This window comes from Mesorhizobium sp. P2_E6 (genome assembly GCF_056403835.1).
The window spans coordinates 55,104-72,774 of record NZ_JBFUEQ010000010.1 but is presented as its reverse complement, the minus strand read 5'-3'; the positions used below and the strand labels follow the sequence as shown (position 1 = coordinate 72,774).

General features: G+C 63.1%; 18 protein-coding genes. 9 read left to right on the top strand and 9 right to left on the bottom strand.

Annotation, left to right across the window (positions count from 1 at the left end):
- The first annotated feature begins 216 nt into the window (after positions 1 to 216).
- From AC1D08_RS24005 to AC1D08_RS23995, 3 genes are all read left to right on the top strand, one after another.
- Complete coding sequence (locus AC1D08_RS24005; protein WP_457150771.1) at positions 217 to 585, top strand: Hpt domain-containing protein; 369 nt, start codon at positions 217 to 219, stop codon at positions 583 to 585.
- Between the two features lie 99 nt (positions 586 to 684).
- Positions 685 to 1,005, top strand: coding sequence for a 2Fe-2S iron-sulfur cluster-binding protein (locus AC1D08_RS24000; protein WP_095085095.1), 321 nt, complete (start codon positions 685 to 687; stop codon positions 1,003 to 1,005).
- An 83-nt stretch (positions 1,006 to 1,088) separates the two neighbouring features.
- Positions 1,089 to 2,117, top strand: coding sequence for an NAD(P)/FAD-dependent oxidoreductase (locus AC1D08_RS23995; protein ID WP_184873987.1), 1,029 nt, complete (start codon positions 1,089 to 1,091; stop codon positions 2,115 to 2,117).
- Between the two features lie 33 nt (positions 2,118 to 2,150).
- Here AC1D08_RS23995 and AC1D08_RS23990 read toward each other — a convergent pair whose 3' ends face one another.
- Entirely contained in the window at positions 2,151 to 3,629 is a 1,479-nt protein-coding gene (locus tag AC1D08_RS23990) for an MDR family MFS transporter (RefSeq protein WP_457150769.1), read from the bottom strand.
- Between the two features lie 217 nt (positions 3,630 to 3,846).
- Complete coding sequence (locus AC1D08_RS23985; RefSeq protein ID WP_457150768.1) at positions 3,847 to 4,485, bottom strand: DUF922 domain-containing Zn-dependent protease; 639 nt, start codon at positions 4,483 to 4,485, stop codon at positions 3,847 to 3,849.
- 119 nt (positions 4,486 to 4,604) lie between these two features.
- Here AC1D08_RS23985 and folP point away from each other — a divergent pair, with 119 nt between their 5' ends.
- Genes folP through folK form a run of 3 tightly spaced genes read left to right on the top strand, consistent with a single transcriptional unit; the run spans position 4,605 to position 6,315 of the window.
- Positions 4,605 to 5,456: a dihydropteroate synthase gene (gene folP / locus AC1D08_RS23980; RefSeq protein WP_457150774.1), complete on the top strand. Its 852-nt coding sequence runs from the start codon at positions 4,605 to 4,607 to the stop codon at positions 5,454 to 5,456.
- Positions 5,457 to 5,459: 3 nt separating this feature from the next.
- Positions 5,460 to 5,819: a dihydroneopterin aldolase gene (gene folB / locus AC1D08_RS23975; RefSeq protein ID WP_095085091.1), complete on the top strand. Its 360-nt coding sequence runs from the start codon at positions 5,460 to 5,462 to the stop codon at positions 5,817 to 5,819.
- Positions 5,803 to 6,315 carry a 2-amino-4-hydroxy-6-hydroxymethyldihydropteridine diphosphokinase gene (gene folK, locus AC1D08_RS23970; RefSeq protein ID WP_457150767.1) on the top strand — a complete coding sequence of 171 codons (513 nt, stop codon included), beginning with the start codon at positions 5,803 to 5,805 and terminating at the stop codon, positions 6,313 to 6,315. Before folB ends, folK begins: the two co-directional genes overlap by 17 nt.
- Positions 6,316 to 6,343: 28 nt before the next feature.
- Here the strand turns inward: folK and AC1D08_RS23965 are convergent, their stop codons facing one another.
- Both AC1D08_RS23965 and AC1D08_RS23960 read right to left on the bottom strand, forming a co-directional pair.
- Positions 6,344 to 6,889, bottom strand: coding sequence for a DUF924 family protein (locus AC1D08_RS23965; RefSeq protein WP_457150766.1), 546 nt, complete (start codon positions 6,887 to 6,889; stop codon positions 6,344 to 6,346).
- A gap of 14 nt (positions 6,890 to 6,903) precedes the next feature.
- Entirely contained in the window at positions 6,904 to 8,739 is a 1,836-nt protein-coding gene (locus AC1D08_RS23960) for a monovalent cation:proton antiporter-2 (CPA2) family protein (RefSeq protein WP_457150765.1), read from the bottom strand.
- A gap of 247 nt (positions 8,740 to 8,986) precedes the next feature.
- On the opposite strand from AC1D08_RS23960, the gene AC1D08_RS23955 reads away from it, so the two are divergent.
- Positions 8,987 to 9,253 carry a hypothetical protein gene (locus AC1D08_RS23955; protein WP_095085087.1) on the top strand — a complete coding sequence of 89 codons (267 nt, stop codon included), beginning with the start codon at positions 8,987 to 8,989 and terminating at the stop codon, positions 9,251 to 9,253.
- Positions 9,254 to 9,330: 77 nt separating this feature from the next.
- Here AC1D08_RS23955 and AC1D08_RS23950 read toward each other — a convergent pair whose 3' ends face one another.
- The 4 genes from AC1D08_RS23950 to AC1D08_RS23935 form a co-directional block, all read right to left on the bottom strand.
- A complete protein-coding gene (locus AC1D08_RS23950) occupies positions 9,331 to 9,885 on the bottom strand; it encodes a hypothetical protein (protein WP_457150764.1) in 555 nt (184 codons plus the stop codon).
- A gap of 135 nt (positions 9,886 to 10,020) precedes the next feature.
- Entirely contained in the window at positions 10,021 to 11,118 is a 1,098-nt protein-coding gene (locus AC1D08_RS23945) for a YcjF family protein (protein WP_457150763.1), read from the bottom strand.
- Positions 11,115 to 12,593 (bottom strand): YcjX family GTP-binding protein, encoded by a 1,479-nt coding sequence (locus tag AC1D08_RS23940; protein ID WP_457150762.1) that lies wholly within the window; start codon positions 12,591 to 12,593, stop codon positions 11,115 to 11,117. The genes AC1D08_RS23945 and AC1D08_RS23940 overlap by 4 nt, the downstream gene beginning before the upstream one ends.
- 63 nt (positions 12,594 to 12,656) lie before the next feature.
- Positions 12,657 to 13,160, bottom strand: a complete 504-nt coding sequence (locus AC1D08_RS23935; protein ID WP_095085083.1) for a SixA phosphatase family protein — start codon at positions 13,158 to 13,160, stop codon at positions 12,657 to 12,659.
- A 340-nt stretch (positions 13,161 to 13,500) separates the two neighbouring features.
- On the opposite strand from AC1D08_RS23935, the gene dksA reads away from it, so the two are divergent.
- A complete protein-coding gene (gene dksA / locus AC1D08_RS23930) occupies positions 13,501 to 13,917 on the top strand; it encodes an RNA polymerase-binding protein DksA (protein ID WP_095085082.1) in 417 nt (138 codons plus the stop codon).
- Between the two features lie 132 nt (positions 13,918 to 14,049).
- Here dksA and AC1D08_RS23925 read toward each other — a convergent pair whose 3' ends face one another.
- Positions 14,050 to 14,796, bottom strand: a complete 747-nt coding sequence (locus AC1D08_RS23925) for a hypothetical protein (RefSeq protein ID WP_457150761.1) — start codon at positions 14,794 to 14,796, stop codon at positions 14,050 to 14,052.
- A 222-nt stretch (positions 14,797 to 15,018) separates the two neighbouring features.
- On the opposite strand from AC1D08_RS23925, the gene cckA reads away from it, so the two are divergent.
- Complete coding sequence (cckA, locus tag AC1D08_RS23920; RefSeq protein ID WP_477424224.1) at positions 15,019 to 17,592, top strand: cell cycle histidine kinase CckA; 2,574 nt, start codon at positions 15,019 to 15,021, stop codon at positions 17,590 to 17,592.
- The last annotated feature ends 79 nt before the right edge of the window (positions 17,593 to 17,671 follow it).

Below are 17,671 nucleotides of genomic sequence, written 5' to 3'. Positions count from 1 at the left end.
CGCGCAGGAGGCTGAAAATGGACCCCTCGTATCGTAATGACACAGGGGGGTAAAGAAAACATGCATTCCGCGAGATACGTAAAACTTTAAATATAAGGTTAACGGAAGCGTGATTTCGGCGCCGCTTTCGCAACATTATTCCCCGCCACTCATTAACCCGTTGTCCACTGGAATCGCCTAGTTTTCCGGGCGATCGAAGAAACGGAGTTCGAGTTCATGCGTGGCGAAAGCGGCATTGCCTTCTCAATGCCCGGGGGCGACGTATCCGGACCTAGGCGGTCACGGCCGGTCGATTTGGCACACCTTGCCCGCCAGACCATGGGCGACCGCAGCCTCGAGCAAGAGGTGCTGGCGCTGTTTGTACAACAGGCCCTGTCGGTGCGCGAGAAAATAGTCGATGCCGACATCAAGGACCGGCTTCTGCTTGCGCATGGGCTGAAGGGTTCGGCACGCGGTGTCGGTGCCTTTGCCATCGCCGATTGCGCCACCGAGATCGAGCACCGGCCGGAAGACAACCAGACGCTCGGGCGGCTTGGCGCGCTGATCGACGAAGTGCGCGATTTCATCGCCGCCATCAGTCGCTGAACCCGGTTTGCGGAAAAACGTCACCGAGCGGCGCTTTCGCGCGCAGTTGACTTGTCAGCCGGAGTGATTATCTCGGCTGAGACTCCCTTCAGGTGACAAATGACAAAGCTGACTTTCATCGCCCATGACGGCACACAATTCGACATGGACGCCGAGAACGGCTCGACGGTCATGGAGAACGCGATCCGCAACGCGGTGCCGGGGATCGAGGCGGAATGCGGGGGCGCCTGCGCTTGCGCGACCTGCCATGTCTATGTCGACGAGGCATGGACGGCTCAAGTCGGCGAGCCGGAAGCGATGGAAGAGGACATGCTGGACTTCGCCTACGACGTTCAGCCGAACTCGCGGCTGTCGTGCCAGATCAAGGTGCGCGACGCGCTAGACGGTCTGGTCGTGCGGGTGCCGGCCCGCCAGGGCTGAGACACTGATTTTTGCCGGCTGCTGCTTGGCAGCGGCGGATTGCTCATGCAGTGTCACTCGGGTTCCGCAGCGAGGCACACAGCATGACCGACATCACCAAGACAGACGTCCTTATTGTCGGGGCAGGGCCGGTCGGCCTGTTTGCCGTGTTCGAACTCGGTCTGTTCGACATGAAGTGCCACCTGATCGACATCCTCGACCGGCCGGGCGGCCAATGCGCGGAACTCTATCCGGAAAAGCCGATCTACGACATTCCAGGCTGGCCTTCGATCTCGGCGCAGGGACTGGTCGACAAACTGCTCGAGCAGATCGCGCCGTTCAAGCCTGACTTCACCTACAACCGCATGGTTTCCAGCCTGGAAAAGCTGGAGGACGGCAGCTTTCGCGTCACCACCGACGAGAATGAGGTGTTCGAAGCCAAGGTCGTGGTGATTGCCGCCGGCGGCGGTTCCTTCCAGCCCAAGCGGCCGCCGATCCCGGGCATCGAACCCTATGAAGGCAAGAGCGTCTTCTACTCGGTACGCAGGATGGAAGATTTTCGCGGCCACGACCTTGTCATTGTCGGGGGCGGCGATTCGGCGCTCGACTGGACGCTCAACCTGCAACCGGTGGCCAAGAGCGTGACGCTGGTGCACCGGCGGCCCGAATTCCGCGCCGCACCCGACAGCGTCAACAAGATGTATGCCATGCAGGAGATGAAGCAGCTGGATTTCCAGGTCGGGCAAGTGACCGGACTGACCGGCGCCGACGGCCAGCTATCATCGGCTGTCATCAAGGGACCGGACGGCGATGTCGAAGTGCCTTGCACGCGCATGTTGCCGTTCTTCGGCCTGACCATGAAGCTCGGGCCGATCGCGGAATGGGGGCTCAATCTTCACGAGAACCTCATTCCGGTCGATACCGAGAAGTTCCAGACATCGGTGCCCGGCATCTTCGCGGTCGGCGACATCAACTGGTATCCCGGCAAGCTGAAGCTGATCCTGTCGGGCTTCCACGAGGTGGCGCTGATGGCGCAGGCGGCCAAGCGCATCATCAGCCCCGGCGAACGCATCGTGTTCCAGTACACGACCTCATCGACCAGCCTGCAGAAGAAGCTCGGCGTCGTCGACTGAGCCGCTGGATCGGCTCGGCTTCGCCGACCGCTTCTATTCCGCCATCACCGGCGCATGGTCGGCCTGGCCGCGAAGTGGCTTTTCCGGCATCAGGCCGAGTGTGATCAGCGCCAGCAGCAGCGTTACCGCGGCTACAAGGAAGATCATCACGAAGGGCACCACTGAAATAACCTGTCCGACGGCAAGCGTGCCCTCACCGGCAAGCGGCAGGCCGTAGCCAAGTGCGACAGCGCCGAGCATGGCGACGCCGAGCGCGCTGCCCAGCGAGCGCAGGAAGGTCAGAACGCCGGTAGCGACGCCAAGGTGCGCGCGATCGACAGCATTCTGAACCGATACGGTGGCGACCGGGAAGGTGGTTCCGCTGCCCAGGCCGATGCAGATCGTAAGGACCTCGACGACCAGCAGCGAGGCGTGCCCGGCAACCAGGGCAAGCAGTCCGAGACATAGGATCGAGAAGAACACGCCGACCATCGCGATCCGCTTGTAGTGGACGAAGCGCGGTATTGTGCGTCCGCTGAACGTGGCGCCGGCCACAGTGCCGAGGAGAAGGCCCAGCATCGCCAGACCCGACTCGCTGACCGAGAGGCCGACAATCGACTGCAGATAGACAGGCAGATAGACCGCCAGACCTATGTTGGCGGCCTGCAAGAGGAACATCGACGATGTGCCGGCGAGAACGATCGGGTTGCTCAGCACTTCAAGCGAGATGAGTGGTTCGGCCGCGCGCAGCAGCCGCAAGGCAAATGCCACCCAGAAAACCACCGAGACGGCGAGCAGCCCAAGAATTTCGCGCGACAGCCATGGATATTCGCTGCCGCCCCAGTTCAGCGCCAACAACAGCAATGCCGTGGCCACGACAAGCAGCAGCGCGCCGAGGGCGTCGATGCGATGCTGCTTTGCGGCAATAGGCAGCTTCTTGAGCGGGTTGTTGATGATCGCCATGGCCAGCAGGCCGAGCGGAATGTTGATCCAGAAAATCAGCGACCAGTGCAGATGTTCGGCGAAAGTGCCGCCGAGCAGTGGCCCGGCGATGCTGGCGACAGCCCAGGTGCCGGAGATCCAGGCAGCGTAGCGCGCCCGTTCGCGTGGCGGAACGAGGTCGCCGATGACAGTCTGCGTCAAGGTGAAGAGGCCGCCACCACCGGCGCCCTGGATGGCCCGCCCGACAACCAGCACGAACATGTTGGGCGCCATGGCGCTGACCAGCGAACCCAGCAGAAAGATCAGGATCGCCGCATAAACGGTGGGCCGGCGGCCATAGACGTCGGAAATCTTGCCGTAGAGCGGTGCCATGGCGGTCGCGGTCAAGAGGTAACCGGTGACGATCCACGGCAGGTATTGCGCATGGCCGAGCGCATGCCCGATGGTCGGCATGGCAGGCGCCACGATGGTCTGATCGAGTGCCGCCAGCAGCATTGACAGGAGCACACCGGCGATGATGGCGTTCTTTTCGGCTTCGCTCAGTGGCACGCCGGCTTCCACCATCGTTGGCTTGTCGACAGCCTGATCCATGATCGTTCATCCGTAAGCTTGCGATTGACCGGCACTGTCCGGCCGTTCCGGTCCCTTTGACCGTTTTGATCGCATTGGCGTTTTGAAGCCCGCGCCTGGCGAGCCCTGCTATATGTCGTTCCGTAATAGGCCGATTTCGACAGGCGCCCGAAAGTTTTTCGAGGCTGGCACTACGCTTCGGTGGATTTGGCTTTCGCCGGCGCCGCTGGTTTCCGAGTCAAGCCGGTGGCAGCTGACCCCTCTCGATGCGTTCGATGCGATAGCGCAGCAGCCTCAGGATGCGGCTTTCGAAATTGACGCTTTCGACACGGTCGAACTGCAGCTGCGCACGGTCATGCCTGGCCAGAACTGCCGCGGTGATTTCGGCGGCCTTGGCCTTGGCAGCGTCGCAATTCCTTTGCGGGTAGGTGGCTTTCAGGTCCTCTTCGAGTTCCCGGCCATGGTTCTTGGCAATTTCGACATGGCGCTCTTCATGGCGTCTGATGTCGGCGGCCAGCGTGTCCCAGAACAGCCTAACATCGGCATCGGCCTTGCGCGGGCGGCGCCATTCGGGAAGGATCACCTTCACCTTGACGGTCACAACCGCGTCGGCGATCCGGCAGGAGTTCGAAGTCTTGGCATAGCTGATGCGGGTGGTGAAGGCCATCTGGGTGGCGCCCGGGTGCCGCGTGCCCGTGCTTTTGACCTCCGGCCCGCGTTTGGAGAGTTGTGCCTCGATGTCGTCGAGGGTGCTGCCGCCAATGGCGAAATAGCTGTACGTCTTGACGAGATTGGCCGCACCAGCCGGGACGGCAGTGGCGGCAAGCAGCAGCGCACAGAGCAGGGATGGTTTCACGCCAAGCATGGATCGGTTCATCAAGTTGCCTCTTCGACCACCTTGCTTTACGGCCGTTGCCAGCGCAACGGAATTGATCCGCAGCGGATCACACATCGTTGATGAGCCTCTTGATTGATGAGCCCATGGTTGCTGAGCAAATGACGGCTAGGCGATGGCAGTTGGCGCATGGACGCCATCTCGACCTTGGCGGCAAAGCCGTGGTCGTCGGCATACTCAACGTCACCCCCGACAGTTTTTCCGACGGCGGACTGTTCGACGCTCCCGAAAAGGCGTTGGCCCAGGCACGGCGCATGATGGGGGAAGGAGCACTGGTCGTCGATGTCGGCGGGGAATCGACCCGCCCGGGCGCCGCCGCGATATCGGCGAGCGACGAACAGGCCCGCATCCTGCCGGTGATCGAAGCGCTGGCGAGCGCCGGCGGGGTGCTGATTTCGGTCGATACCTACCGCGCCGACACCGCCCGGCTCGCGGTGGCCGCCGGCGCACACATCGTCAACGATGTCTGGGGGTTGCAGCGCGAGCCCGACATTGCCCGTGTCGCCGCCGACACCGGCGCCGGGCTTGTCATCATGCATACCGGGCGGGGCCGCGAGAAGCTGCCCGACGTGATTGCCGATCAGTTGGCGTTCCTGCGAAAATCGCTGGAAATCGCCCGCCAGCATGGCATCGCCGACGACCATATCGTGCTCGATCCCGGATTCGGCTTCGCCAAGGAGACGGCGGAGGAAAATCTCGATCTGATGGCGCGCTTCTCCGAGCTCAGTGCACTTGGCTTGCCGCTGATGGCCGGTACCTCGCGCAAGCGCTTCATCGGCACCGTCACCGGCCGCGACGCGGCCGGCAGGGGTGTCGGAACGGCGGCGACCAGCGTCATCCTGCGGCTCAAGGGCGCCGATCTGTTTCGCGTCCATGATGTCGCATTCAACGTGGACGCGCTGGCGCTCGCAGATGCTATGCTGGCGCGTCAAAGCGACCAGGCGAGAAACTGAGCGATGTATGTCATCCGCATGAAGAATTGCGCGTTCTTTGCCCGGCATGGCGTGCTGGACGAGGAGGAAAGGCTCGGCCAGCGCTTCTATGTCGATGCCGCTCTCACCGTCGATCCCGGCCGGGCGCTTGTTGATGATTCCATCGAGGATACGGTCAACTACGGTATCGCTTTCACGGAGATCGAAAAGATCATCACGGGACAGCGCCGCTTTCTGATCGAATCCCTGGCACTCGAGGTCGCCCGTGCACTGACGGCGCGTTTTCCGCAGATCAAAAAAGCCGAGATCACGGTGCGCAAGCCAAACGCTCCGGTCCCCGGTGTGATCGATTACGTCGAGGTGACCGTTGTCTGGCCCGAATAGCACGGTCTATCTCAGCCTTGGCGGCAATCTTGGCGACCCGGCGAAATCGATGGGCGCGGCGCTGCGCATGCTGGATGCCGACGCAGATACGCGCGTCACCGGCGTATCCTCGCTCTATCGCACACCGCCCTGGGGTAAGCTCGATCAGCCGGATTTTCTCAATGCGGCTGCCGAAATTTCCACCGGACTGGTGCCGCGAGCCTTGCTCGACCTCTGTCTGGATGCCGAGCGCAGACTGAAGCGGGTGCGCGAGGAGCGCTGGGGACCGCGGCTGATCGACATCGACATTCTGGTGTTCGGCGACTGCGTCATTCACGAGACCGGACTGGAAGTGCCGCATCCGCGCATGCTGGAACGCGCCTTCGTGCTGGCGCCGCTGGCGGAGATCGCGCCGGGCCTGGTTGTCGGTGGCCGCAGCGTCGCGGACCGGCTGGTCGCGGTCGACACTTCCGGTATCGAGCGATTGCCGTCCGGCCGGGATTGGTGGCTGGTCTGATGCCCGGGCGGGGCGACAGCAGGAGCTTCTAACCGGAGAAGCCGCCGCCATCCAGGAACGCCTGCTCCTGGGGTGTGGTCTCGCGGCCAAGCATCCTGTTTCGGTGCGGAAAACGGCCAAAATTCCAGATGATGTCGCGGTGCTCGAGCGCATATTTCAGGTTGAACTCGGCTTTGGCCTTGTGCAGCTCGACCGACACCTCCTGGTCGGCAAGGTTTTCCGAATGCTCGAACGGCAAATACAGGAACACGCGGACTTCAGGTTCCAGTGCCAGATCATGGCCGGCCGCGACGGCCTTTTGAGCAAAATACTTCGCCAACGGATCGGTCGCGCACATATGGCCGGTGCCGCGAAAGCAGTTCCGCGGAAACTGGTCGAGCAGGATCATCAACGCCAGCGAGCCTTCGGCGTGTGCCGACCAGTCGTCGCATTCACGCCGCGCGGCGGCATAGTGGAGATCGAGAAAGCGGTTGCGGAAGTCGGCATCGAAAGCCTCGTTCTTCTCGAACCATGCATCCTCGCCTGCGTCGCGCCAGAATTTGGTGACCGACAGGGCCCTGCTGTCCAATTCCATGCATAATTCCTTGTTCAATCCGCGGGTTCTGATTTGTGCAAAACACCGGCCGTCTCTTCATTGAGTGCCTGGCCGGTACGGCGCGGCTGGGTGAGGGGCGTGGGAATGGGCGTGCCGATATTGCCCCTCAGGAAGCGTTGTCCGGCACGAACACCTTCGGCGAGTTGGGTTTCGAAACGGGCGGTATCACGGCGCCGCACATCCTCGATCACCTCTGCCACGTCTTCTGGATCGACGCCGAGCGATTCCAGCGCCGAGCCGCCGAAAACCAACGCCGATTCGAAGGTTTCGCGCAGCTGGAAGTCGACGCCGGCACGAATGAGCTGCAGCGCCGTGCCGCGGTCGAAAGCCCGGGCGAGCACAGTGAGCAGTGGAAATTCGGCCTTGATCAGCTGGGCGATGCGAACGGCCACATCCGGCTTGTCGACGCAGATCAGCACGGCGCGCGCGCGGCCAGCCCCGGCCGCATGCAGGATGTCCAGCCGCGTGCCATCGCCATAATAGACCTTGAAGCCGAAATCGGCCGCCGCCTGGATCATTTCGACATCGTTGTCGATGATCGAGACGTCGATGCCGCGCAGGAGCAGCGGCTGACTGGCGATCTGGCCGAAGCGGCCGAAGCCGATGATCAGCACGCTGCCGGTCAGGCCATCGGCAATCTCGACCCCGTCGAGCGACTGCTCGTCGCGCGGTGTGAGATACCGCAAGGCGATGATCGCCAGCGGCGTCAGCACCATCGAGATGATGACGATCGCCGTTAGCGTCGCGTTGGCCCGGTTGTCGATGATGCCGACCGCGGCGGCGGCCGAATAAAGGACGAAGGCGAATTCGCCGCCTTGCGCCATGAAGACCGCACGCTCCAACGCTTCGCGATGGCGGGTTTTCAGGACCCGCGCGACGATGTAGATGCCGAGCGCCTTCATCACCATGTAGGCGACGACATAGATGGCAACCAGCCGCCAGTTCGCGACCACCACATGCAGGTCGAGCGACATGCCGACGGCAAGGAAGAACAGGCCGAGCAGGATGCCGCGAAAGGGTTCGATGTCGGCTTCGAGCTGATGCCGGAAGGTCGATTCCGACAGCAGCACGCCGGCCAGGAATGCACCCATCGCCATCGACAGGCCGCTGAGCCGCATGGCGAGCGCCGATCCGAGGACGACCAGAAGGGCGGCAGCCGTCATCACCTCGCGGGCACGGGCATCCGCCAGGATGCGGAAGAACGGATTGAGCAGATAGCGTCCAGCCAGCACCAGTCCGACAATCGCGGCAAGGCCGATGCCTATCTCGGTGAAGCGCTCCGCCAGGCTGGTGTCGGCGCCGCCGGGCGCCAGGAATGCGATCAGGGCCAGCAGCGGCACGATGGCGAGGTCCTCGAGCAGCAGCACCGAGACGATGCGCTGGCCTTTCGGCTCGGCGATTTCGCCGCGTTCCTCCAGAAGCTGCATGACGATCGCCGTCGAGGTCAGCACGAAGCCGGCGCCGGCGACGAAAGATTGCGAGATCGGAAACCCTCCCGCCACGCCAACAGCGGTCAGCAAGACCGCGCAGACGCCGACCTGCAGTGCACCGAGGCCGAAGATCTCGCGGCGCAGGCCCCACAGCCGCGAGGGCTGCATTTCCAGTCCGATGATGAACAGGAACATCACCACGCCGAGCTCAGCGACGTGAAGAATGGCTTCCGATTCGGAAAAGACGCGCAGGCCAAACGGGCCAATCACCACACCAGCGGCCAGATAGCCGAGAATCGAGCCGAGACCCATGCGCTTGAAGATGGGAACGGCGACAACGCCGGCTGCAAGCAGCGCCACCACCTGAACCAGATCGTTGCTCGATGCCTCTACCGCCATGCCGCCATTCCGCTCGTTTGAGGATCGATTCCGATTTCGAAGTCTCTTTGACAAGGGGCGAAGATAGGGGCTTCGGTGGGGATCGAACAGCCCGAATCCGGATCACCGGCGATGTTGCGGGCGCGTTACACAAGTTGACGTTGGGAACGCGTTGCATCTTGCCACAATCGAAGGCTAAGGACGCTCGGCTTCGGCCATTGGAGGGTGAGCGACGATCAAGTCGAGCCCTTTTGAGGAGATGACTGACATGAAGAAGTTTTTGTTTGTTGCCGTCGGCCTGGCGGTGCTGGCCGGTTCGGCGTGCTCGAAGGCGCCCGAGTGCACGGCCGAGATCGCAACCAAGAAAGCGCAGGACATGGCTGCCGCGCTACAGGAAGCGATCACCAAGGACCCATCCAAGGCGGCTGACCTGACGGCCAAGGTGCAGGCCGTGACAACCAAATATCAGGGCACCACGACATTGGCCGACGCCTGCAAGGCGTATGACGAGGTGACGGCCGCGATCAAGGGCTAATCGCAGGATCGAAGCGGTTTGAACGAGGCGGCGACCGTTAGGTCGCCGCCTTTTTGCTTTCAGAGATCTATGATTGTTCAGTTTGGCGCGATGGAGCCGACTTCGATGGCATCGACACGCTTCAGGCTCATGCCGATCACCGGCACCAACTGGTCGTCGACACGCACCGCAATGGTCACCGTCATCGAATTGTCGTCAGGGATGCGGGCCTGCATCACGCCGCGCAGCTGGTTGCGGTTGATGGTGAAGACCACCTTGCGGGCATCGACGACATTGCCGCCGATGATGTCGAGGCCGGAACCGGTAGCGCCGCCCATGAAGCTGCCCTTGTAGCCCTCGCGGCCCTTGCGCTCGATCGTGGCCGTCATTTGCTGGGTGAACATGCCGACCCGGCAACCGCCGTCGAGTGTCATGCCGACCTTGCCGTCCGGCGTCGAGCCGGTGAAGCTGCAGTTGAATTTGGTGCCTTTGTACTTGCCGGCGACGATTTCGCCGGGTCCGATCCATTTGCCTTCGGCCGACTGGAAGAACTGCTTGTCCGGCTCCGCGGCGGAAGCCGCCCCGGCGATGCCGACGAGTGCTGTTATCGCGGTTGCCAGGGGCAAGACGCTGGACAGAATTACACTTTTCATCGACGACACCCGGCAACAAAGAGGCTGTTTGGAACCCGTCTGACCATGAACAAGATTGGTTAATGCTTCGTCACTACGGGACCACTGGAAAGCAGTCCGGTAACAATTCCGAAGGTCCAAAAGCTGCAGCCCGGTTCACTTGCCGGATGGGGTTGTTTCGGCATCTTTCCTGGTTGCAAACGATGTCAGCGCCGAGAGGAAATCGCCCAGTCCCGGACGCTTCGCGGCGCTGAAGGGTAGGGGACGCGTGGTCTCCATCGCCGCGATGCCGATGCGCGCCGTCATCATGCCATTGACGACGCCCTCGCCGAGCTTGGCCGAAAGGCGCGCCGCCAGGCCGTGGCCGACGATCTGCTGGACGAAACTGTCGCCGACGGCGATCGAACCGGTGACCGCCAGATGCGCCAGCACGCTGCGCGCGAGGCGGAAGAAGCCGAGCGTTCCCGGCCGCCCACCATAAAGCTCCGACAGGCGGCGAATGAGGCGTCCGGCCTCGAACACGACATAGGCGACATCGACCAGCGCGCGCGGGCTGACCGCCGTCACCAGCGAGACGCGTTTGGCCGCCTCGAGAATCATCACCTTGGCCCTGGCATCGAGGGGGCCGAGAATTTCGGCTTCGGCCAACCGCACCAGATTGCCGCCATCGATGATTTCGCCGCGCAGTTCGGCCAGCGCGCGGCGGCCGGCCGCGGTCTCGGGCTTGGCCGCGACGAAGGCCGACAGCTCGTCGACCACCGATCGTGCCGCCTTGGGATCGTCGCGTGCAATCGCATCGAGCGCTCGCTTCTGCAGCTTTTCGACCTCGGCGAGGCGGGCGATGGCCAGGAACTCGCGGATCAGGATGACCAGAAGCGCCAGCACGGCAATGGCCGCCATGCCGGCGGCCAGCCAGCCCAGCCATTCGGCACGCGCAAAGAGGTCACGTATGAGCTGATCGGTCCACAGGCCGACAGCCAGCGAAACCAGCACACCAAAGGCGCCGAAGAAGATGCTGCCGAGCAGCGACCGCTTTCTGGGGGCGATCGCCGGCGGCGGTTCGGCGGCAACGATGTCAGGCTCGTCGAAGACATCGACTTCCGCCGGGATGACCATCGCGACATCGGTCTTCATCGCACGGGGCTTCCGCTCGGAGTCAACCTGGACCTGGGCACGGCGTGCCTCAGGCGCCTCTTGTTTCGATTCGGCTTCCGGCTCGATACGGAATGCGGCCGGCTTGCGGGGCGCGGTCATGCCAGATGATCTCCAATCAGGAACTGCAAGGCACGGTCGAGCCGGATATGCGGCAGCGACAGCGTGACACCTTCGGCGGTGCGCTCGAGCTTTGGGGGACGGAAACGGACGAAGCGGATTGCCGGATCCCCGGTATCCTGCTTGTGATCGGGCCCCGAAGCATCGAACACCGCATCAATGTTCTCCGGTAAATCACCGGGAAATATGGCAGTTTCCGTTTTGCCGTCAAAAGTTTCGCCGTTGATCTTCTCCCCGGCGATCGGCGTGCCGATGATGACGGGAAGTGTCTCCCGGCCCTGCTTGACAGTGCCTTCGCGCGTCGCGCGCACCGCCGCCATGGCGACGACATCGACATCGGCGCCGGTGAAATTCGCGCGGGCCACGGCACGGTCGGCAAGCCGCCGCACGATCGCCTGCAAGCGGTCATGGCTTTCGTGGTGCAGATGGTCGGCCTTGGTCGCGGCAACCAGGATGCGGTCGATGCGCCGTGAAAACAGGTCGGTGAGGAAGCTGCCTCGGCCGGGACGGAAACAACTGAGGATCTCGGTCACCGCGCGCTCGAGGTCGGCCATGGCGCCGGGGCCAGCGTTCAGGGCCTGCATGGCATCGATCAGCACGATCTGACGATCGAGGCGCGTGATGTGTTCGCGGAAGAACGGTTTGACGACATGCGTCTTGTAGGCCTCGTAACGCCTGTCCATCATGGCGTGCAGCGACCCTGGGCGTGCGCGCCTGTCGCCCAGCCTAGGCAGGGGCGCGAAGGTCAGTGCGGGCGAGCCTTCGAGATCGCCAGGCATCAGGAAGCGGCCGGGCGGCAAGGTCGAAAGCGCCCGCTCGTCGAGCTTGCACGCCTTCAGATAGGCGGCGAAGCTTTCGGCCAGGCGGCGCGCCGTCATCTCGTCGGCATCGGCGTTCGGGTCGATCTCCGCCGACAACGCCCGCCAGGCCTGCGACAGGTCCTCGCGCACCGGCAAAACGGCCATTTCGAAGGCTTCGCCGGAAAAATCGGCGAAGGATTTGCCAAGCAGCGGCAGGTCGAGCAGCCATTCGCCGGGATAGTCGACGATATCGACCGACAGTTTGCCGGAGGCAAACATGCGGTTCCAGCCGGAGGCTGATTCATATTCGATGGTCAGCCGCAATTCGGAAATGGCGCGCGTCGAATCGGGCCAGGCGCGATCGTTGACCAGTGCGGCGATGTGATCCTCGTACTGGAAGCGCGGCACGGCGTCGTCAGGCTGCTGTTCGAGGAAGGCACGGGCGATGCGCCCGGATTTCTGGGCCTCGAACAGCGGCAGGCGCCCGCCATGCATCAGATTGTGGACAAAGGCCGATATGAACACCGTCTTGCCGGCTCGAGAGAGGCCCGTGACACCCAATCGCAGCGATGGAGAGAAAAGCCCGGTGGCGCGGCCCGACAGCGTGTCGAGGGCAATCCTCGCCTCGTCGGTGAAAGTGGTCAGCGATGATGCCAAAATATGATCTCTCGGGCTTCGGTCCGCCCGATATAGGCTGTGGAACCCGGCTTTGAAATGGCGTCAGAGATCGGCCGGCGTCAGGAACGCTTCGAGATGGCCGGCGCCCTGGGCGGCTTTTGCCAGGTCGCCGTCGAAGCGGACGACCGCCAGGCCCGTGGTCGGGAAACCGTGGTTGAGCGTGGCCCGCGCCGTCTCGTCGCCGCTGCCCGAAACCGCCATGGCGAGATCCTCCGTCATCGGATTGTGGCCGATGACCAGCAACGAACCCGATCCGCCATTGTCGCGGATGAGGCGGAGGTAACCGGCGGCGTCTTCGCTGTAGAGCGTGTCGAAGAACAGGACCCGTCCGGTGTCGGTCTGACCGGCCAGGCCTTCCAGCGTCTCCTTGGCGCGTTTGGCGTTGGAGCAGATGGTCAGGTCCGGAACATAGCAGCGGGACCGCATGGCGGCGCCCATCATTTCGGCATCGGCGCGGCCGGATGCGTCGAGCGGGCGGTCGAAATCGCGCATGCCGGGCAGTGCCCAGCCGGCCTTGGCATGTCGCAACAGATAAAGCGTGCCCACCCAACCTCCGCTGACGCCGAATGCCGAACTTCCTGGATTAGCCACGAGAAAGCCGCTGCGCACAATGGCCCGTGTTCTTCAAACACAGCGAATCATCGATGTGCGGTGCCGCAAAGGGCGCTTGTGCTTCGGCGCGAAGATCATGCCGGTCTTCGAAAAGCATGTTGCACGGGATCCAAAGTGTCGAAGCGTAGTTTGGTATCGAAACGACCATTCGCTGCTGCAAAGGCGCCCGCCACCGAACATTAACAATTGCGTGAGACAGCGGCCGATTGCGCTTGTGCAGGCGTCGGACCGCGAATATATAGGCGCCAAAATTGGGGCAGTTTGGGTGAGTCGAATGAACGACATCGTTACCGCCGATTACATACCCTCCGAAGACGAGCCGTTCATGAATGAACGGCAGAAATCCTACTTCCGCCAAAAGCTCGTCACCTGGAAGAATGACATATTGCGCGAAGCGCGCGAAACTCTCGAAATCCTGCAACAGGAAAACGCCAACCACCCCGATCTCGCCGACCGCGCCTCTTCGGAAACCGACCGCGCTATCGAGCTCAGGGCCCGCGACCGCCAGCGAAAGCTCATCGCAAAGATCGATTCGGCCCTGCAGCGCATCGACGAAGGCACCTACGGCTATTGCGAGGAGACCGGCGAGCCGATCGCGTTGAAGCGGCTTGATGCGCGTCCGATCGCAACGTTGTCGATCGAAGCGCAGGAGCGGCATGAGCGCCGCGAAAAGGTCTATCGCGACGACTGACGCATAGCCCATGGGCTGTGCTCATGACGGTTTGCGGCGATGTTGATATAAGAATGGCCGGTTTTCCGGCCATTTTTGTTGGCGCGCCCGCCCGGCCCAATTCCCCGGCCGGCTGCGCAGGTCAGATTCTGATCATCTCTTCTGGCTGGAGAGTTCGCCCAGAAGCTTCGTCATTTCGTCGTCGAGCGACTGCGGCGCCTTCGCCGCCGGTTTGCTCACCGGGCTGCTCGAACGCGGCTGGTCGAGCGACACTTCGAGTTCCTTCATCAGCTTATCGTCGATGCTGTCCTGCGTTGGCGGCGGTGGCGCCTGCCTGACGGCATTGGCGTTCGCGGATCCATAGGCGGGCAGCGGTGTGACATTGGTCGGCTGTGGCTTCGGTAGCGGTGCTGGTGCAGGCACCGGTGCTGGCGCTGCCTGGCGCGGGCGTGCGGGCGCCGCCGCATTCACCGGCTGCGGAGCAGGTGCTTGCCTGGCCGGCGGCAGAGGAGCGGATTGAGGTGCACGCGGTTTCGCCGCTGGGGCCGCGGCGGCCGGCACCGGCTGCAAGCCGCCATCTCCGGTCAGCGCCGGACGGCGTGGCGCCGAAAGCCGGATGTCACGTTCGACGACAACGTCGGTCGGACCGCCGATCAGCAGCAGATGTTCGATATCATCGCGGCGTATCAGCACCAGCCGGCGATGGCTGTCGACGGCGGTGGCGTCCATGACGGCCAGCCGCGTCTTGCGGTTCCTGCCGCCGGCAACGAAGGTTCCGAACGTCAGGTTGCGCACAAGCTTGATGATAACGAGAACGATGACCAGCAGGACAAGCGCTGCAAAAGTCCACAACAGTGCTGCGGCATAACCGGGGCCCGCCACGCTATCCAGCCATTGCATTGGTTTTCCCTGATTGCCCTGAGGAGGTGATGCGACACTAGACCGTTGCGGCGGGCTACCGCAATGCGTTTCCGCTCTTGATGAACAGCTTGAAAACTCCGAAGGCCGGAAGATATCATTTTTATCCGACATTTGCCGCCCAGGCCTTTTCCGGACCAGGAGAATATGATTCAACCGGTCAAGGGCGGGTGTCGGAACACCGGATTCACGAGCAGGGGGCACATGGCCAAGGAAGCGCGCGGCGATTTCTATCCGGTACCGATCGTCGACCAGAATACGCGACCGGGCGCGGTTACCCGGCTCATCATTTTCATCGTCGTTCTGACCGGGGCCGCTATTGTCTTCGGCCTTTTCCGCGAGCGCCTCGGCGACCCTTTCCTGCTCGGTATGCTCGGTGTGCTGGCGATGATCGGCGTCGGCTTCCTGTTCGCCACGGCGATCGGCTTCGTGCAGATCACGCCACGCTCGACCGGTGACGAACTCTCGAAGGCATTCGTTGATTCTATGTCGCAGGGCCTTCTCGTCACCGACACCAAGGGCCGCGTCGTCTACGCCAATCGGGCCTATGCCGACATGACCGGAGCGACGTCGGCGGCCGACCTGAAGACGGTCGAGGGGTTGCTCTCGGATGTCCCCGAAGCCTCGGTGACGATCTATCGGCTGGCGTCCGGCCTGCGCGACGGACAGTCGGGCGACGGCGAGTTTCGTCTCGCGCAGTCCATTCGGCCGGGCGCCGAGCCCGGCGCCCGCTGGTATCGGGCGCGTGCCCGCGCCTTCAGAGTTCCGGGCCAGCGGCTGCCGATGCTGGCCTGGCAGCTTGCCGACATCTCGCAAGAGCGGGCCGAGCAGGAGCGTTTCTTCCTCGACCTGCAGAAGGCGATCGATCACCTCGACCATGCGCCAGCCGGCTTCTTTTCAGCCGACCAGGACGGCCGTGTCACCTACATCAACGCCACGCTTGCCGAATGGCTGGGCATCGACCTTACCAGTTTCACGCCCGGCTCCGTCACCCTGCCGGAGATCGTGGCCGGAGACGGCATGGCGCTGGTCCGCTCGGTCAAGGCCGACCCCGGAACGACACGCAACGCGGTCATCGATCTCGACCTGACGACGATGACGGGCGAGGCGCTGCCGGTGCGCTTCATGCACCGCGTTTCGGCCAGCCGCGAAGGCCTCAACGGGCCGACGCGCACGATCGTGCTGAACCGCACGCAGGGCGAGGACGCCTCGGCCGACCTGCGTGCTTCGGAAGTGCGCTTCACCCGCTTCTTCAACTCGACACCGATGGCGATCGCCGGCGTCGACCACAGCGGGCGCATCCTGCGCACCAATGCGCCGTTCCTGTCGCTGTTTTCGTCCGTCGTCGACCGGGACGGGGTCGATCGCCGCGTGCGGCTCGACACGGTGATCCATGAGCGCGACCGGCCGGCCTTCGCCGCGGCTTTCGAAAAGGCGCAGCAGCGGCAGGCCGACATCGAGCCGATCGATACCTTGCTGCCCGGCAACGACGACCGGCACATCCGTTTCTACGTCAACGCGGTCGCCGACGGCACCGGCGGCGAGGGGGCTGAGGAGTCTGCGATCGTCTACGCCGTCGAGACGACGGAGCAGAAGGCGCTTGAAGGGCAGATGGCGCAAAGCCAGAAGATGCAGGCGGTCGGCCAGCTTGCCGGCGGTATCGCGCACGACTTCAACAATGTGCTGACCGCCATCATCATGGCGTCCGACCTTTTGTTGACCAACCACCGTCCGTCGGACCCGTCCTTCCCCGACATCATGAACATCAAGCAGAATGCCAACCGGGCGGCCTCGCTGGTGCGGCAATTGCTTGCCTTCTCGCGCAAGCAGACGCTGCGGCCGGAAGTGCTCAACCTGACCGACGTGCTGGCCGATCTCAGGATGCTGCTGGCCCGCCTTGTCGGCAACGACATCAAGCTGAAGGTCGACCATGGCCGCGACCTGTGGCCGGTCAAGGTGGATATCGGGCAGTTCGAACAGGTGGTGGTCAACCTTGCGGTCAACGCGCGCGACGCCATGCCGGCCGGCGGCGATCTCACCGTGCGCACGCGCAATGTGACCGCCGAGGAATGCAAGGCCTTCTCCTACCGTGAACTCACCCCGGCCGACTATGTCGTGGTCGAGGTCGAGGATACCGGCAGCGGCATCGCGCCCGACGTGCTGAAGAAGATTTTCGAGCCCTTCTTCACCACCAAGGAGGTCGGCAAGGGCACCGGGCTTGGCCTGTCGATGGTCTACGGCATCATCAAGCAGACCGGCGGCTTCATCTTCTGCGATTCCGAGGTCGGCAAGGGCTCGACTTTCCGCATTTTCCTGCCGCGTCATATAGCGGAAGCGAAAAAAGCAGGCCAGCCCGACGATCTGCCGGCGGCACCGGTGAAGGTTGCCGATGCGGCCAAGGATCTGTCCGGCTCGGCCACGGTGCTGCTCGTCGAGGACGAGGACGCCGTGCGCATGGGCGGGATGCGGGCGCTGGTGTCACGCGGCTATACCGTGCACGAGGCCTCCTCGGGCGTCGAGGCGCTGGAAGTGTTCGAGGCGCTGGGCGGCAAGGTCGACATCGTCGTTTCGGACGTGGTGATGCCTGAAATGGATGGGCCGACGTTGCTCGGTGAACTGCGCAAGCGCCAGCCGGACATCAAATTCGTCTTCGTGTCCGGCTATGCCGAGGATGCATTCGCCAGAAACCTGCCGGCGGACGCGCATTTCGGCTTCCTGCCAAAGCCGTTTTCGCTCAAGCAACTGGCGACGATCGTCAAGGATGTGCTGGAGAATTAGAATCTCCTGATGTTCTTTTCCTTGCAAGACGCCGTGACAACGCCATGATTGAGGGCTGAAACGGCAGGCGGGCTTGGGG

Excerpts from the sequence above, each read along its gene's own strand:
- AC1D08_RS23990 (WP_457150769.1), bottom strand. The coding sequence starts at position 3,629 with ATGGATCAGGCTGTCGACAAGCCAACGATGGTGGAAGCCGGCGTGCCA.
- AC1D08_RS23985 (WP_457150768.1), bottom strand. The coding sequence starts at position 4,485 with ATGAACCGATCCATGCTTGGCGTGAAACCATCCCTGCTCTGTGCGCTG.
- AC1D08_RS23945 (WP_457150763.1), bottom strand. The coding sequence starts at position 11,118 with ATGACCGCGCCCCGCAAGCCGGCCGCATTCCGTATCGAGCCGGAAGCC.
- AC1D08_RS24005 (WP_457150771.1), top strand. The coding sequence starts at position 217 with ATGCGTGGCGAAAGCGGCATTGCCTTCTCAATGCCCGGGGGCGACGTA.
- folB (WP_095085091.1), top strand. The coding sequence starts at position 5,460 with ATGTATGTCATCCGCATGAAGAATTGCGCGTTCTTTGCCCGGCATGGC.
- dksA (WP_095085082.1), top strand. The coding sequence starts at position 13,501 with ATGAACGACATCGTTACCGCCGATTACATACCCTCCGAAGACGAGCCG.
- AC1D08_RS23965 (WP_457150766.1), bottom strand. The coding sequence starts at position 6,889 with ATGGAATTGGACAGCAGGGCCCTGTCGGTCACCAAATTCTGGCGCGAC.
- AC1D08_RS23955 (WP_095085087.1), top strand. The coding sequence starts at position 8,987 with ATGAAGAAGTTTTTGTTTGTTGCCGTCGGCCTGGCGGTGCTGGCCGGT.
- AC1D08_RS24000 (WP_095085095.1), top strand. The coding sequence starts at position 685 with ATGACAAAGCTGACTTTCATCGCCCATGACGGCACACAATTCGACATG.
- AC1D08_RS23960 (WP_457150765.1), bottom strand. The coding sequence starts at position 8,739 with ATGGCGGTAGAGGCATCGAGCAACGATCTGGTTCAGGTGGTGGCGCTG.
- folP (WP_457150774.1), top strand. The coding sequence starts at position 4,605 with ATGACGGCTAGGCGATGGCAGTTGGCGCATGGACGCCATCTCGACCTT.
- AC1D08_RS23950 (WP_457150764.1), bottom strand. The coding sequence starts at position 9,885 with ATGAAAAGTGTAATTCTGTCCAGCGTCTTGCCCCTGGCAACCGCGATA.
- AC1D08_RS23995 (WP_184873987.1), top strand. The coding sequence starts at position 1,089 with ATGACCGACATCACCAAGACAGACGTCCTTATTGTCGGGGCAGGGCCG.
- AC1D08_RS23925 (WP_457150761.1), bottom strand. The coding sequence starts at position 14,796 with ATGCAATGGCTGGATAGCGTGGCGGGCCCCGGTTATGCCGCAGCACTG.
- cckA (WP_477424224.1), top strand. The coding sequence starts at position 15,019 with ATGGCCAAGGAAGCGCGCGGCGATTTCTATCCGGTACCGATCGTCGAC.